Source organism: Denitratisoma oestradiolicum (assembly GCF_902813185.1).
In the GTDB taxonomy this organism is placed as follows: domain Bacteria; phylum Pseudomonadota; class Gammaproteobacteria; order Burkholderiales; family Rhodocyclaceae; genus Denitratisoma; species Denitratisoma oestradiolicum.
The window spans coordinates 156,842-172,630 of the sequence record NZ_LR778301.1 but is presented as its reverse complement, the minus strand read 5'-3'; the positions used below and the strand labels follow the sequence as shown (position 1 = coordinate 172,630).

The 15,789-nt window shown below is 63.2% G+C and carries 12 protein-coding genes; 8 read left to right on the top strand and 4 right to left on the bottom strand.

The window, feature by feature from the left end; translation table 11 throughout:
- Positions 1-27 precede the first annotated feature (27 nt).
- From DENOEST_RS00955 to DENOEST_RS00940, 4 genes are read left to right on the top strand one after another with little or no spacing between them, the layout of a single operon-like run.
- A complete protein-coding gene (locus tag DENOEST_RS00955) occupies positions 28-1,035 on the top strand; it encodes an autotransporter outer membrane beta-barrel domain-containing protein (RefSeq protein ID WP_145770140.1) in 1,008 nt (335 codons plus the stop codon).
- The gene (locus DENOEST_RS00950) at positions 1,035-1,868 is read left to right on the top strand and encodes a hypothetical protein (RefSeq protein WP_170228147.1); all 834 of its coding nucleotides are present in this window, start codon (positions 1,035-1,037) and stop codon (positions 1,866-1,868) included. The genes DENOEST_RS00955 and DENOEST_RS00950 overlap by 1 nt, the downstream gene beginning before the upstream one ends.
- Positions 1,865-2,962 (top strand): caspase family protein, encoded by a 1,098-nt coding sequence (locus DENOEST_RS00945; protein WP_170228148.1) that lies wholly within the window; start codon positions 1,865-1,867, stop codon positions 2,960-2,962. Before DENOEST_RS00950 ends, DENOEST_RS00945 begins: the two co-directional genes overlap by 4 nt.
- On the top strand, positions 2,959-4,110 hold the full coding sequence (locus tag DENOEST_RS00940; RefSeq protein WP_145770142.1) for a MalY/PatB family protein: 1,152 nt from the start codon (positions 2,959-2,961) through the stop codon (positions 4,108-4,110). Before DENOEST_RS00945 ends, DENOEST_RS00940 begins: the two co-directional genes overlap by 4 nt.
- Here the strand turns inward: DENOEST_RS00940 and DENOEST_RS00935 are convergent.
- Entirely contained in the window at positions 4,100-6,433 is a 2,334-nt protein-coding gene (locus DENOEST_RS00935) for a putative bifunctional diguanylate cyclase/phosphodiesterase (RefSeq protein ID WP_145770143.1), read from the bottom strand. The genes DENOEST_RS00940 and DENOEST_RS00935 overlap by 11 nt on opposite strands.
- A gap of 1 nt (position 6,434) precedes the next feature.
- Complete coding sequence (locus tag DENOEST_RS00930) at positions 6,435-7,031, bottom strand: 5-formyltetrahydrofolate cyclo-ligase (protein WP_145770144.1); 597 nt, start codon at positions 7,029-7,031, stop codon at positions 6,435-6,437.
- Between the two features lie 24 nt (positions 7,032-7,055).
- Between DENOEST_RS00930 and DENOEST_RS00925 the strand changes: the two genes are divergently transcribed.
- The 3 genes from DENOEST_RS00925 (at position 7,056) to DENOEST_RS00915 (ending at position 11,301) form a co-directional block, all read left to right on the top strand.
- On the top strand, positions 7,056-8,999 hold the full coding sequence (locus DENOEST_RS00925) for a lytic transglycosylase domain-containing protein (RefSeq protein ID WP_145770145.1): 1,944 nt from the start codon (positions 7,056-7,058) through the stop codon (positions 8,997-8,999).
- Between the two features lie 24 nt (positions 9,000-9,023).
- Entirely contained in the window at positions 9,024-9,962 is a 939-nt protein-coding gene (locus DENOEST_RS00920; RefSeq protein ID WP_145770146.1) for a complex I NDUFA9 subunit family protein, read from the top strand.
- Positions 9,963-10,074: 112 nt separating this feature from the next.
- Positions 10,075-11,301 carry a multifunctional CCA addition/repair protein gene (locus tag DENOEST_RS00915; RefSeq protein WP_145770147.1) on the top strand — a complete coding sequence of 409 codons (1,227 nt, stop codon included), beginning with the start codon at positions 10,075-10,077 and terminating at the stop codon, positions 11,299-11,301.
- Between the two features lie 8 nt (positions 11,302-11,309).
- Here DENOEST_RS00915 and DENOEST_RS00910 read toward each other — a convergent pair whose 3' ends face one another.
- Together DENOEST_RS00910 and uvrA are read right to left on the bottom strand one after the other, a co-directional pair.
- The gene (locus DENOEST_RS00910) at positions 11,310-11,639 is read right to left on the bottom strand and encodes a hypothetical protein (protein WP_145770148.1); all 330 of its coding nucleotides are present in this window, start codon (positions 11,637-11,639) and stop codon (positions 11,310-11,312) included.
- 2 nt (positions 11,640-11,641) lie between these two features.
- Positions 11,642-14,482 (bottom strand): excinuclease ABC subunit UvrA, encoded by a 2,841-nt coding sequence (gene uvrA / locus DENOEST_RS00905; RefSeq protein ID WP_145770149.1) that lies wholly within the window; start codon positions 14,480-14,482, stop codon positions 11,642-11,644.
- A gap of 109 nt (positions 14,483-14,591) precedes the next feature.
- On the opposite strand from uvrA, the gene DENOEST_RS00900 reads away from it, so the two are divergent.
- Positions 14,592-15,755, top strand: a complete 1,164-nt coding sequence (locus tag DENOEST_RS00900) for an MFS transporter (protein WP_145770150.1) — start codon at positions 14,592-14,594, stop codon at positions 15,753-15,755.
- The last annotated feature ends 34 nt before the right edge of the window (positions 15,756-15,789 follow it).

Below are 15,789 nucleotides of genomic sequence, written 5' to 3'. Positions count from 1 at the left end.
GGGCATCTTTCCATAGGAGAATCACCGATGAAAGCCATTCGCAACTTAGTAATCCCCGCAGCCTTGGCAATGCTGGGCAGTTCCGCTTTCGCATCGACCCCCACCTGCTATCTGGGCACCAGCTACTGCGGCTCGGGCACCGAAGCTCCCGGTCTGAACAATGCCCTGATCCAGGGCACCACCATCCAGACCATGGTGACCATCTCCAATGCTGTCACCTCCCGCATGACCATGACCGGTGGTCCACGCCCCACCGCGTCTATCCAGCGCACCAGTATGGCGGCCGGCGGTGGGCAGGGGTACAGTGCGTGGGGCAGCTTTGGTTCTTCTTCCCAGGAGGATGATCGTACTGGCCAGGAGTCCAAAGTGGAAGCCGACAACACTGTGCTCGGTTTCGATTACGCCCTGGCCCCCAACCTGGTGCTCGGCCTGACCGGCTCCTATGACGACGCCGACGGCAATCTGCTGAAGGGTGTTGGTCCCAAGCTCAGCAATAAGGGTATGTCGGTGGCCCCCTATCTGGGCTGGCAGATCAACCAGAACCTGGCCCTGGACGCCTCCCTGGGCTGGGGTGAAGGCGAGCTGAAGATGGGCGTAGGCTCGGCAAAGTCCGATCGCGTCTTCGGCGGTCTCAACCTGAGCTACTCCCAGTGGGTTGGTAACTGGCAGATCGTCGGCAAGGGCAGCTACCTCTACGCCGAGGAAAAATACGAGAATTCGAAGAACGCCGGTGTCGTCGTCTCCGGTTCTGGGGTCACCAACAAGCTCGACCAAATCCGCGTCGGAATCCAAGGTGCGTACTGGATGGGTAACGGTGTTCAGCCCTACGTGGGCCTGACCTACGTCAGTGACCAGGATCAGTCGCCCAAACCCGCCGCCGGCACCAAGTTTGAGAAGGATGGCTGGGTCGGTCAGGTCGGCATCAACTTCTTCAACGCCAGCAATACCATCTACGGCGGCTTGTCGTATAGCAATGAGTCCCGCAACAACATGGACAACGAAACCTGGACCGCCAGCATCAACTTCCGGTTCTGATGTACGGTTTCTGCTTGGCAGACCTCAAGGCCGCGCTTTCCTGTGCGGCCTTTTTATTTTTACTGACGGGATGCGGGGGCAGCGCCGCCCTGCGGCAGAAAACCCTGGCGTTAGCCCAGGGGGGCGGCCTTCTGGTTCAGGAAATTGCGCCACGGCAATTTCCCCTGCTGGTGCTGGGGCGTCTTGGCGACAAACCGGTTACCACGATTTCCATTTACATTGAGGGAGATGGTGCTCCCTGGCCCTCACCCTACCATCCACCCCGGGATCCGACGCCGACAAGCGCTACGGTGCTGAACATGGCCATGATGGATCCTGAACCGAATACGGTTTATCTGGGCAGGCCCTGTCAGTATCTGGGAGTCCAGGCCCTGGCCAACTGCGATCCGAGCTACCGGGACGAAGGGCGATTTGCCCCCGAGGTCATCGCAGAGTATGACCATATCTTGGATACCCTGAAGCGGCAAACGGGCGCATTGAAACTACATATCACTGGATATTCCGGCGGTGGCGTCGTGGCCGCACTCCTTGCCGCTCACCGTACCGACGTGGCACGATGGACCACTGTCGCCGCTCCCCTTGATCTGGAGGCCTGGACCAACCACCAAGGTATCTCACCCATGACAAAGTCCATGGATCCTGGACGATTGCCGATGGATACTCTACCTCCAGGATTTCACTGGGCCGGAGGGGAAGACCGGGTGGTACCTCTAACGGTCAGCCAAAGTTTCATTGAACGCCATGGCGGTACGCTGCGCGTCATGCCAAACTTCGACCATGTCTGTTGCTGGGCTCAGCAATGGGCTCACCTGTTGAAGGATGCATCCCAATGAACATCAAGCGATTTCTTTTACTTTGTGCCCTAGCGGCAGCGCACACTGTTAACGCCCAGATGCCCATGCGGCCTCCCGCCTTCATCGGCGGCATTCCCGGTGTGGCCCAGATGCAGGCGACCTTCAACCAACGGCATCAATCCCGCACCGCCCTGTACCGGGAAGCCCTGGAGGCCCTGCGCAAGAACCCCCAGGCGGCCGACGTGCCCGAATGCCCCGATGGCCCCCGCCCGCTCGGCTTGGTTTGCCTTCAGCGTCCCCAGGAAGTACCAGCCACGCTGCTGGTGACAACGCCGTCAACGGCTGAAAAACTACCGATAGCTATCCCCGCACCGGCAGCCGCTGCTCCAAAAGCAGAGCTACCCACCTCGACGCCCCAACCACCGCGACGCCTGGCTCTCTTGATCGGCAACAACGATTACAAAACGCCCATCCCGGCCCTGGAGACCCCGATGGCGGACGTCAATGAAGTGGCCCGGGTACTACGCACCCACCTCGGCTTCGACGCCCGAGTACTGCACAACGCCGGAAAGGCCCAGATCATCGAGGCCATCAACCGCATCGCCATCGAAGTGAGCCCCGCAGACAGCGTTTTACTGCTCTATGCGGGCCACGGCTATCTGATGGACGACACCAAGATGGGCTTCTGGATTCCCATCGACGCCTCGGTCAAGTCCCCTGCCAACTGGATCTCCAACACGGACATTTCCAAGCTGCTGAAGGCCATTCCGGCCCAGCAGTTGATCCTGATCTCCGACAGTTGTTTTTCCGGCTCCCTGACCAAGGAGCAAAAGACGAAATTCTCCGGCAAGGCCAATGCCGAGGAAATCCGCAAGCAGCGCTCGGTACTGGCCTTTTCCTCGGGGGACGAGGAGCCGGTCTCCGACGAAGGCAAGGAGGGACATTCCATCTTCGCCTACAACCTGATCAAGACCCTGGAAAAAACCAAAGGTCTGACCACCGGCTACGACATCTACCAAGTGGTCCATGAAGACGTGACCAAGGATTATCCCCAGCAGCCCCAATACGGAGCCGTGGTCACGGCTGGCCATGCCGCCGGTGGCGAATACCTGTTCGAAACCCCTGCGCCTTGAATTCCCCAGCCTTCGATTTCGATAGCGCTCCCGACCGACGCCACGGCGACTCCCTCAAATGGAACCGTTATGACAACCGGGATATACTGCCCCTCTGGGTGGCAGACATGGACTTTGCGGCACCACCAGCCGTCTTGTCGGCCCTCCATGACCGGATTAATCATGGTGTGCTGGGCTACAGCCAGCCCTGGCCCTCCCTGACCGAGGCGGTGCTGGAATACCTGGAACGCAATTACCGCTGGACCATTCGTGAAAACTGGCTGGTGTGGCTGCCAGGACTAGTATCCGGGCTCAATCTGGCCTGTCGGGCCGTGGGCAGGGGGGGAGACGCGGTATGCACCGCCGCCCCCATCTATCCACCCTTCCTCACCGCACCCACCCACTCCGGGCGACGCACCTTACAGGTCCCCTTGGTGCGTGAAGGCAGCCGCTGGAACTGGGACTTCGACGCAATGGAGATGATGCTGCGCGACAGTAGCGTCCGGCTGCTGCTACTCTGCCACCCCCACAACCCGGCAGGGCGGGTCTGGCGGGACGAGGAACTGGGGAGAATCGCCGAACTGGCAACACGGTACGATCTGGTCGTCTGTTCCGACGAAATCCATTGCGACCTGATCCTCGACACCACCCTGGACCATCACCCCTTCGTCACCGTGGCGCCCGCCCTAGCCGAGCGCAGCATCACCCTGATGGCGCCCTCCAAGACCTTCAACATTCCTGGCCTGGGCTGCGCCTTCGCCATCATCCCCGGCGCAAAACTGCGGCATGCGTTCAAGGCCACGATGCAAGGCATCATGCCCCATGTCAATACCCTGGGTCTAGTCGCTTGCGAGGCGGCCCTGCGCAACGGTGCCCCCTGGCGACAGGCGCTGCTCGACTACCTGCGCGGCAACGCGCAACGGGTCGAGGCCGCGGTCGCAGGCATGCCTGGTCTATGCATGACTCCGGTGGAAGCCACCTACCTGGCCTGGATCGACTGTCGGGAACGGGGCCTGGAACGGCCTGCGGAATTTTTTGAGGCAGCCGGGGTAGGGCTTTCCGATGGCACCGATTTTGGCGCACCGGGCTTCGTGCGGCTCAATTTCGGTTGTCCCCGCCATACCTTGGACACCGCCCTGGCCCGTATGGCGCAGGCGCTTACAGCATAAAGGTCGGCGACTCCCGCATCAGGGCCTCGAATTTCCCCGCCGATAGTGGTGGCGAAAATATATAGCCTTGAATCTCCTCGCAACCCAGGGTTTTCAGGAAAGCCACCTGATCGGCAGTTTCCACACCCTCAGCGATCACCCGATGCTTCAACTGCTTGGCCATGCTGATGATGGTGCTAGTGATGGCGCAATCATCGCTATCCCCCGGTGTACCCTCGATAAAGGAACGATCGATCTTGAGGGTTTCGATGGGAAAGCGCTTCAGATAGGAAAGGCTTGAATAGCCAGTACCGAAATCATCAAGGGACAGGGAGACCCCCAGGCCGACCAGCTCATCCATCATGGTGATCACCTCCTCGGCACTGTGCATCAGCATGCTCTCGGTGATCTCCAGTTCCAGCCAGGCCGCCGGTAGTTGATGACGGTTCAGCAGGTCTCTCACCTTGCCAGCCAGGCCGGGGGTGAATTGGCGGGCCGACAGATTCACAGCGACCCGCATGACCGGCATATCCGCATCAAGCCAGCAACGAGCCTGGATGCAGGCTGCCTCCAGTACCCAGTCGCCGATACGGACAATCAGGCCGGACTCCTCCGCCACTGGAATGAACTCCCCGGGCGGCACCATGCCCCGATCTGGATGTTGCCAGCGCACCAGGGCCTCGGCGCCAACCACTCGGCCGGATTCCAGTTCCAACTTGGGCTGGTAATGCAACAACAGCTCGCCCTGCTCCAAAGCCTTGCGCAATCCCGCCTCGATCTTCAGTCGATCCAATGACCGCTGGTTCATCTCGTGGGAATAGTAGGCGAAACCATTGTCGCCGCGCTGTTTGGCCCGGTACATAGCAATATCGGCGTAGCGCAGCAATGTCTCGGTCGCCATGGCATCCTCGGGGTAGAGACTGATACCAATAGAGGCGCCCACCCGCAATTCCTGCCCCTGCAGTATGAAAGGGGCATCAAGTGCATCAAGCAGTTTCAAGGCGACCCCCCCCGCATGGGCACTGTTGGTCATATCGGACAGGCTCACCACGAACTCGTCACCGCCGATGCGGGCCACTAGGTCGGACTCTCGCAAGGCGCTACGGAAGCGCTGCCCCACCTCCTTCAGCAGCAGATCGCCGACGTCATGACCCAGGGTGTCGTTGATGGGCTTGAAACGGTTGAGGTCAACGAACAGAACCGCCCCCTCGCTGCCATCCCGCTTGGCATCAAGCAGTGCCCGGTCGAGCAGGTTGAAGAACTGGGATCGATTGGGCAAGCCGGTCAGGGAATCGAAATAGGCCAGATGGTGGATCTGCTCCTCGCTGCGCTTGCGTTCGGTAATGTCAGTGAAGATAGAAAAATAATGAGTCACTTCCCCGGCGCTGTTACGCACCGCGCTGATCGAAGACCACTGAGGGAACTCCTCACCAGACTTGCGTTTGTCCCATATTTCCCCCTGCCACCGCCCCGTGGCATGGATGGCCCCCCACATGGTCTCGTAGAAAGACGAGGGGTGGCGTCCGGACTGAAAAACGCGGGGCGTCTGGCCCAGTACCTCTTCCGCAAGATAGCCGGTAATACGGCAGAAAGCCGGATTGACTGAAACGATGCGTTCCTGGGCATCGGTGATCAGGATGGCCTCTTCGCTATGGTCGAAAATACGGGCATGAAGTCGCAATCGCTGCTCCGATTCGAGCCGGTCGGTGATATCCACCAAGTAGCCAATTAGGCCCACCGCATTACCGCGCTGATCATGTACCAGGGACAGGGACAGGCTGGCCCAAAACACCTCCCCGGACTTGCGGCGGCGGCGCACTTCCATTTTGTGCCCTCCCTGCTCCAGGAAAACGTCTCCGAGCAGGTCGTCCTCATTCTCGTCCTCGTCGGCATACAAAAACAGCACATGGCGACCGATGGCCTCCGCAGCCGTATAACCGAAAATGCGCTCAGCCCCTTTGTTCCAGCCGGTGATGAAACCGGTCAGATCCATGGTGATCACGGAATCGTGAATCTGATCCAGAATCTGGGCCTGGCGCCGTTCCGTCTGACGCCGGCGCAGCAACACCCGCACCAGTTCCACCAGGGCCTTAAGACGGACAATCGCGTTCGGTGGCGCGGCAAAAGCAAAAACTCCCGCCGGTTCCACCTCGCCGAGCAGTTCGACGCGCAGGGTCAGATAGGCGGGTATTTCCTTATCCAGGAGGAAATATCCCCCCTCCCGCGCTCCTATGAAATCCCCGGCAACGCGCGACAACTCGCCGACCAGCCCCTCTTCTCCCGCATCGAGAATGGCCGCGCACAGGGCTGCGCAACGCGAAACGTCATCGTCGTGATCAAGCATGTTATCGATTCGGGGTACTCACACCTGCCTCGGTGACGCAAAAATCAAGGGGTACATCATGGGGTTCAGGCCGGATTGTATCCACCCGGCCCAACTCATAACCGACTCCGATGGTCCAGGGTCGGGGATTCAGAACGGCCAGCGTTCGGTCAAAGTAGCCACCACCGTAGCCTAAACGATAGCCTCGTCCGTCAAAGGCCACCAGGGGCAGCAGAATCACGTCGGGGTGACAGCAAGGGCCAGCGGCGGGAATGGGAATGCCATGAACATCTCTGGCCATGGCGCCGTCGGGGCTCCAGACACGGAACACCATGGGCCTGTCGACCTGCTCCACCACAGGAATGCAGGCCGTCCAGCCCCGGTCCAGCAGGAAGTGTCGCAACAGGGAGCGGGCATCGAACTCCGACCGGATCGGCCAGCAAAAAGCGATCACCCCAGGCAACCTCGGCAATAACAATTCCTTCAAGTGTGCCTCAATGACAGCGCTGGCCTGGGCTCGGGCCTCCGGCGCCATGCCTTCCCGCAACGCGATGCGTTCGCGCCGCAACCGAGCGCGAAATGAAGCATTTTGTCCGGAATTTTCAGTAGGAGTGGCCATGAGTCCATATGCTAGATTTCGACCATGATCCGACACTATACGATGCTGCTGCTTGGCGCCCTGCTCCTGCTCCCCCTGGCCGCCCTCCCCCGGGAAGGGGATGAAGGCTTCCTGGCCGCCCGGGAAGCCTTCCGGGTGGGGGATGGCAAGCGCCTGGCCCAGGCCATCGAGAACCTGCGGGGCCATGATCTGGAGCCCTGGGCCGAATACTGGAACCTCAAATCAAGATTGGAGGACAGCGACGATGCCACCGTGGCTGCCTTCCTGCAGCGGGAGTCGGGCTCCTACCTTGCGGAAAGACTGCGCGGCGACTGGCTCCGGCAACTGGGCAAGAAACGACGCTGGGACAGTTTCGTGCAAGCATTCCCCCCCCTGGTGCAGGTGGACCAGGAAATCCAGTGCTACGCCTGGCAGGCCCTTCGGGAAACCACCCGTGACCCGAATATTCTGGATGAGGCCCGGGCACTCTGGTTCAACGCCGGGGAACTGGCCGAGTCCTGCACACCCCTGATGGATCAACTGGCAGTGGAACAGCGTCTCTCCGCCGATGATGTCTGGCTGCGCATCCGGCGTCTGCTGGAATCGGGCCGGCCCAGATCGGCCCTGGCGGCGGCACGCTATCTGTCCGACGCCCATATGCCCGACCTCAAGGCCCTGGAAGGCATCGCCAAGGCGCCAGCCCGTGCTCTGAAAAAACTGCCGACCCATTTTGACCAGACACGTACCGGGCGCGAGATGGCCCTCTACGCGGTGCAGGCCCTGGGACGCCAGGACCCCCGGGAGGCCGCCGAGCAGTTGCGCCCCATCGAAAGCCGACTTGCCGACAGCGAGCGGAGCTATGCCTGGGGGCAACTGGCCCATCAGGCGGCCAAGCGGCACATGGCCGAGGCCCTAGGCTGGTACAGTCTGGCGACTGACACCAAACTGTCCGAGGAACAACTGGCCTGGTGGGTTCGGGCCGCCTTGCGAGTGCAGGATTGGACAACGGTACGCCAGGTCATCGAGCGCATGCCCGCCACCCAGGCCGACCAGCCCGACTGGATCTATTGGCTGGGCCGTGCCCTGGCCGTCCAGGGCAAGGGTGAGACAGCCCGCCTCCAGTTCCAGAGAATTGCCGGGCTGGCCAGTTTCTACGGCAACCTGGCGGCAGAGGAACTGGGGCAGACCATCACCGTACCGCCCCGGGCCGCCGCGGCCAGCAGCGAGGAACTGGCCCATGTCTCCAGCCTGCCGGGCCTGCGCCGTGCCCTGGCCCTGTTACGGCTGGACATGCGCATCGAGGGCATCCGGGAATGGAACTGGACCCTGCGCGGCATGGATGATCGCCAACTCCTGGCGGCGGCCGAACTGGCCCGCCGCAACGACGTCTATGACCGGGCCATCTACGCCGCCGAACGGACCCTGGCCCAGCACGATTTCGAGCTGCGTTACCTGGCCCCCTTCCGAGAACATGTCTCGCCCCAGGCCCGACTGCTGGCCCTGGATGATGGCTGGGTGTATGGCCTGATGCGCCAGGAAAGCCGCTTCATCACCAGTGCCAGGTCCGGTGTCGGCGCCAAGGGCCTGATGCAGTTGATGCCGGCCACGGCTAAATGGGTGGCCCGCAAGATCGGCCTCACCGACTATCATCCCGCCAAGGTGGGAGAGACGGAGACCAATGTCAGGCTGGGCACCCATTACCTGAAAATGGTCCTCGACCGCCTCGACAACCAGCCCGTGCTGGCCTGCGCCGCCTACAACGCCGGTCCCGGTCGGGCCCAGCGCTGGCGCGCCGATCATGCACTGGAAGGCGCCATCTATGCCGAGACCATCCCTTTCAACGAAACCCGGGATTACGTCAAGAAGGTCATGAGCAACTCGGTCTATTACGCCACAATGTTCCAGGACAAGCCCCAATCCCTCAAGCAGCGTCTGGGCACCATCCAGCCCCGCAACGGCAATGGCACGGGGGTCGAGGAACTGCCCTGAGCTTCAACAATTCAGGAGAACGCCATGAAGAATGTACTGATCATCGGGGGTTCCGGTTTCATCGGCGGCTATCTGGCCCAGCGCCTGACCCGGCGCGGCTATCGCCTGCGGGTGCCGACCCGCCATCGGGAACGGGCTCGCCACCTGCTGGTGCTCCCCACCCTGGAACTGCTGGAGGCGAATGTCCATGATCCCGTGCAACTGGCCCGGCTGATGGAGGGCCAGGACGCGGTGATCAATCTGGTGGGCATTCTCCATGGCGGCAATGGCGAACCCTATGGCCGGGGCTTCGCCCGCGCTCATGTGGAGTTGCCGCAAAAGATCGCCGCCGCCGCGACCCGCAACGGCGTCCGCCGCCTGCTCCACATTTCGGCCCTGAACGCGGCTGCCGACGCCCCGTCCGGCTACCTGCGCTCCAAGGCCGCCGGCGAGATCGCCCTGGCCCAGGCCGGTGGCGATCTCACCCTGTTCCGACCCTCCGTGGTGTTCGGCGATGGCGATGCCTTCCTCACCCTCTTCGCGTCCCTTCAGGCCCTGCTGCCCCTGCTGCCCCTGGCCTGTCCCCGGGCGCTGTTCCAGCCGGTCTGGGTCGGGGACGTGGCCGAGGTCATCTGCGCCAGCCTGGAGCGGGAAGAAAGCCACGGCCAGACCTATGAACTGTGCGGCCCCCGTGTATACACCCTGCGGGAACTGGTGGCCTATGCCGGAAAACTGAGCGGCCACCCCCGTCCCATCATCGGCCTGCCGGACGCCATCGCCCGTCTCCAGGGGCGGCTGATGGACTTCATCCCCGGCGCCCCGATCCGCCTCGACAACATCCGTTCCATGGAACTGCCCAGCACTTGCGATTCCGCCTGCGTCCTGCCCTTCGGCATGAAACCCACGCCACTGGAAGCCATCGCCCCTTTATACCTAGCCAAGACCAAACCTTTAACGGAAAAGCATCAACGGAGCCGGGTGTGACCATCGAGCGCAGCGAGCCGGTCAGTAGCCCCGACCTGGGGCGGGGTATGGGATGCGTTACTTGGGCGCATTGGCATCCTCGAGGGTGGTGCTGGCAACCATGCGCGTTAGCATGAAAGTCTACGTCGTCGGCGGCGCGGTGCGCGACCAGTTGCTGGGCCTGCCGGTGCAGGACAGGGATTGGGTGGTGGTGGGCGCTACCCCGGACGACATGCTGGCCCAGGGTTACAAGCCGGTCGGCCGCGATTTTCCGGTCTTTCTTCACCCCAGGAGCCGGGAGGAATACGCTCTGGCTCGCACCGAGCGCAAGACCGCGCCGGGTTACAAGGGCTTCGTCTTCCATACCGACCCCGGAGTGAGCCTGGAGGAAGACCTGATCCGCCGCGACCTCACCATCAACGCCATTGCCCAGGATGAGGATGGCACCCTTATCGATCCCCATGGGGGCCGGGCCGACCTGGAGGCGCGCGTGTTGCGCCATGTTTCCGCCGCCTTTGCCGAGGACCCGGTGCGCATCCTGCGAGTGGCCCGCTTTGCCGCCCGCTTCGCCGACTTCAGCGTGGCTCCGGAAACCCTGGCCCTGATGGGCGCCATGGTGGCCAACGGCGAAGTGGATGCCCTGGTGCCCGAGCGGGTCTGGCAGGAACTGGCCAAGGGCCTGATGGAAGTCCGGCCCTCCCGCATGTTCGAGGTGCTGCGCCGTTGCGGCGCCCTGCAAAAAATCCTGCCGGAACTGGATGCCCTGTGGGGTGTGCCCCAGCGGCCCGACTATCACCCGGAAGTGGATACCGGGGTGCACATGATGCTGGTGATGGACATGACCGCCCGGCTCGATGCCCCCCTGCCAGCCCGCTTCGCCGCTCTGACCCATGACCTGGGCAAGGGGGGTACGCCAGCCGAGGCCTTGCCGCGCCACGTCGGCCACGAGGCCCGCAGCGTGGCCCTGCTCGGCCCCCTCTGCGAACGTCTGCGGGTACCCGCCGATTGCCGTGACCTGGCCCGGCTGGTGGCTCGCCACCATGGTGAAATCCATCGTTACGACGAACTCCGCCCCAACACCGTGGTACGCCTGCTTGAGCGTTGCGACGCCCTGCGTCGCCCGGAGCGCTTTGGACAGTTACTGCTGGCCTGCGAGGCCGACTATCGGGGTCGCAGCGGCTTCGAAGCGCGGGCCTACGCTCCTGCTCAAAGTTGGCAACGGGCCCTGATGGCGGTACAGGCCGTAGACGCCGGCGCCATTGCCCGGGCCTGCACCGAACCCGGGCAGATCCCCGACCGTATCCATCAGGCCCGGGTGGCTGCGATCAGCCCATTACCTCGGAAAGCCGCCGCTTCCTGAGCGGATACTCAGCCACCCGCTTCCCGCTCTTTCCAGAGCGCCCGGGCCAGGGCCTTCCAGACCGGGCCGCCATGGACCTCCATGTTGTCCCCGGCGGCCTGCTCCATGACCTTCAACATCAACTGGGCGAGACCGAAAAGCTCCAGCTTGGCAATGCCTTCCGGGCTGCCGGGATTGCAGTCCAGTTGGATGGTTTCCTGGTGGCAGGCCAGGGCCTGCCGGGCCAGCTTGCGCAACTGACCCTCGTCCTCCCAGTTGATGCCCAGGATCACGCCCTTGCGGGCGATTTCGGTTTCCAGCTGGGCCACCTCGGCCCCATAGTTTTCAAAGGCAGGCATGGTTATTTCCTTCCTTTCCTCGGCTTGGGGGTCAGCAGCTTGGCCAGATAGTGGCCGGTATGGCTGGCCTTGGCGGCTGCGGCCTGTTCCGGGGTGCCGGTGGCGATGATACGCCCGCCACCGTCGCCCCCTTCGGGGCCCAGATCCACGACCCAGTCTGCCGTCTTGATCACGTCGAGGTTATGCTCGATGACGACGATGGTGTTGCCGTGGTCCCGCAGCCGGTGCAGCACCGTCAGCAACATCTCGATGTCCTGGAAGTGCAGGCCCGTGGTGGGCTCGTCCAGGATGTACAAGGTGCGCCCCGTGTCCCGCTTGGAGAGTTCCAGGGCCAGCTTGACCCGCTGGGCTTCGCCACCGGAGAGGGTGGTGGCACTCTGGCCCAGCTGCACGTAGGAGAGACCCACGTCCATCAGGGTCTGGAGCTTCCGTGCCACCACGGGCACCGCGTCGAAGAATTCCCGGGCCTGCTCCACGGTCATCTGCAGCACGTCGTGGATGGTCTTGCCCTTGTAGCGTACTTCCAGGGTTTCCCGGTTGTAGCGCTTGCCGTGGCAGACATCGCAGGGCACGAAGATGTCGGGCAGGAAATGCATCTCCACCTTGATCATGCCGTCGCCCTGGCAGGCTTCGCAGCGGCCGCCTTTGACGTTGAAGGAGAAGCGGCCCGGCTCGTAGCCCCGCTGGCGCGCCTCGGGCACGCCGGAGAAAAGTTCCCGGATCGGCGTCAGCAAGCCGGTGTAGGTAGCCGGGTTGGAGCGAGGGGTGCGGCCGATGGGCGACTGGTCCACGTTGATGACCTTGTCGAAGAACTCCAGGCCCTCGATCTCCCCATAGGCCGCCGGCTCGATGGCCGAACCATAGAGATGGCGGGCGGCAATGGCGTAGAGGGTGTCGTTGATCAGGGTGGACTTGCCCGAGCCGGAAACGCCAGTGACGCAGGTGAACAGGCCCACCGGCAGTTCCAGGTCCACACCCTTCAGATTGTTGCCGCTGGCGTTGCAGATGCGCAGTTGCCGCTCCAGGTCGGGAGCCGTGCGCCGGGCCGGCACTTCGATCCGGCGCCGGCCGGAAAGATAGGCGCCGGTGAGGGAATCCGGATGAGCCTCCACCTGGGCCGGTGTGCCCTGGGCGACGATCCGACCGCCGTGCTCGCCGGCGCCAGGACCCATATCCACCACATGGTCGGCGGCTTCGATGGCTTCCTGGTCGTGCTCCACCACGATCACCGTGTTGCCCAGATCCCGCAGGTAGATCAGGGTATCCAGCAAGCGACTGTTGTCCCGCTGGTGCAGACCGATGGAGGGCTCGTCCAGCACATACATCACGCCGGTGAGGCCGGAGCCGATCTGGGAGGCCAGGCGGATGCGCTGGGCCTCACCACCGGAGAGGGACTCGGCGGAGCGGTCCAGGGAAAGGTAATCCAGGCCCACGTTGATCAGGAAACCCAGGCGGCTCTGGATTTCCTTGACGATCTTGTCGGCCACCTGGGCCTTGTGACCACTGAGCTTCAAGTCGTTGAAAAAATTCCGGCAGGCCCCCAGGGCATCCCGGCCGATCTCGGCGATGGTGCGGCCACCGATGAAGACGTGGCGGGCCTCCCGCTTCAGGCGGGTGCCGTCGCATTCGGGGCAGAGCTGGGCATTGAGGTATTTGGACAACTCTTCCCGCACCATCTGGGAATCGGTCTCCCGGTAACGGCGCTCCAGATTGGGAATGATGCCTTCGAAGCTGTGGGCCCGATCGAAGCGGGTGCCCTTCTCGCTCAAGTAGCGGAACTTGATCTGCTCCTTGCCCGAGCCCTGGAGGACCACCCGCTGCACAGCGGCCGGCAGCTCCTCGAAGGGCGTGGTGATATCGAACTGGTAGTGGGCCGCCAGGGATTCCAGCATCTGGAAGTAGAACTGGTTGCGCTTGTCCCAGCCTTTGATGGCTCCCCCGGACAGGGACAGGTGGGGATAGGCCACCACCCGGGACGGATCGAAGAATTGGATCTGGCCCAGACCATCGCACTTGCCGCAGGCCCCCATCGGGTTGTTGAAGGAAAACAGCCGGGGCTCCAGCTCCTGCAAGGCATAGGAGCAGACCGGACAGGCGAAGCGGGAGGAGAACAGGTGCTCCGTGCCACTGTCCATTTCCACCGCCAGGGCTCGGCCCTCGGCATGGACCAGGGCCGTCTCGAAACTTTCCGCCAGGCGCTGGCGCACGTCGGGCCGTACCTTGAGTCGATCCACCACCACGTCCACGCTGTGCTTGGTGGTCTTGGCCAGCTTGGGCAGAGCATCGATGTCATAAACCTGACCGTCCACCCGCAGGCGCACGAAGCCCTGGGCCCGCAGCTCGGAGAACAGCTCCAGTTGCTCGCCCTTGCGGTTGGCCACCACCGGCGCCAGGATCATCAGCTTGGTGTCCTCGGGCAGGGCCAGCACGTGGTCCACCATCTGGGACACGCTCATGGCCTCCAGGGGCAGGTCGTGCTCCGGGCAATGGGGCGTGCCGGCCCGGGCGAAGAGCAGGCGCAGGTAATCGTGGATCTCGGTCACCGTGCCCACGGTGGAGCGGGGATTGTGGCTGGTGGCCTTCTGCTCGATGGAGATCGCCGGCGAGAGGCCCTCGATCAAATCCACATCCGGCTTTTCCATCAACTGCAGAAACTGGCGTGCGTAGGCAGAAAGGGATTCCACATAGCGGCGCTGACCCTCGGCATAGAGGGTGTCGAAGGCCAGCGACGACTTGCCGGAACCGGACAATCCGGTGATCACGGTGAGCTTGTTGCGCGGCAGGTCCAGATTGATGTTCTTGAGATTGTGGGTCCGGGCGCCGCGGATCTTGATTTCGTCCATGTCTTCGGGGGTAGGCGAGGGGGTTGGGGCAACCTGTTAATATACGCGGCCCCCGATTGCAGCACCACTCCCGCCACTGTCCGACATGCGTTCCCCCAGCAACGATCCCATGAGCCGCGATGAAAAGCGCGCCGGCGCCAGCCTGGCCGCGATCTTCGCGCTGCGCATGCTGGGCCTGTTCCTGATCCTGCCGGTCTTCGCCGAGCACGCCAAGCACATCCCTGGCGGCGACAGCATGGCCCTGGTGGGCCTGGCCATGGGCGCCTACGGCCTGACCCAGGCCATGTTCCAGATTCCCTACGGCATGGCTTCCGACCGCTGGGGGCGCAAGCGTGTGATCGTCGTCGGCCTGCTGATGTTCGCCCTGGGCAGCGCGGTAGCGGCCCTGGCGGGAGACATCTACATGGTGATCGCCGGCCGGGTACTGCAAGGTGCGGGCGCGATTTCCGCCGCAGTGACGGCACTGGCCGCCGACCTGACCCGGGAACAGCACCGCACCAAGGTGATGGCCATGATCGGCTCCTCCATCGGCCTGGTCTTCGCCCTGTCCCTGATCGGCGCCCCGGCCCTCTACGCAGTGATCGGCATGGGCGGCCTGTTCTGGCTCACCGCCGTGCTGGCCCTGGGGGCCATCTTCCTGATCACCCGGGTGGTGCCGACCCCGCCACCGCCCCAGCCCGGCCCGGTGGTGCCCTTCCGCGAAGTGCTGTGGGACCCGCAACTGATGCGGCTGAACTTCGGCATCTTCGCCCTGCATCTGGTGCAGATGGCCATGTTCGTCGTGGTGCCGGGACTGCTGGTCAAGGCCGGCCTGCCCCTGGGGGGGCATTGGAAGGTCTATCTGGGCACCATGCTGCTCTCCCTGCTGCCCATGGTGCCGGCCATCATTCTGGCCGAACGCCATGGCAGGATGAAGGGGGTGTTCGTCGGTGCTGTGGTACTGCTGGTGGTGGCCGAAACCGGCAGCTACCTGGGCATGGCCAGCTTCAACACCCTGGTGGCAATGATGACGGTGTTTTTCTTTGCCTTCAACGTGCTGGAGGCCAGCCTGCCTTCGCTGATCTCCCGGGTGGCACCGGCCCGGGCCAAGGGCGCGGCCCTCGGGGTATACAACACCAGCCAGGCCATCGGCCTGTTCATCGGGGGCGCCGCTGGCGGCTGGATTGCCCAGCATCAGGGGCCGGCAGGAGTATTCGGCCTTGGCGCCCTCGTTGCAACTGCCTGGGTGATGGTGGCCCTGTCGATGAAACTACCCCCGCCGCGGCGGGGGTAATCAGGTCGAACCCCGTGAGCTCACGGGGATTTGG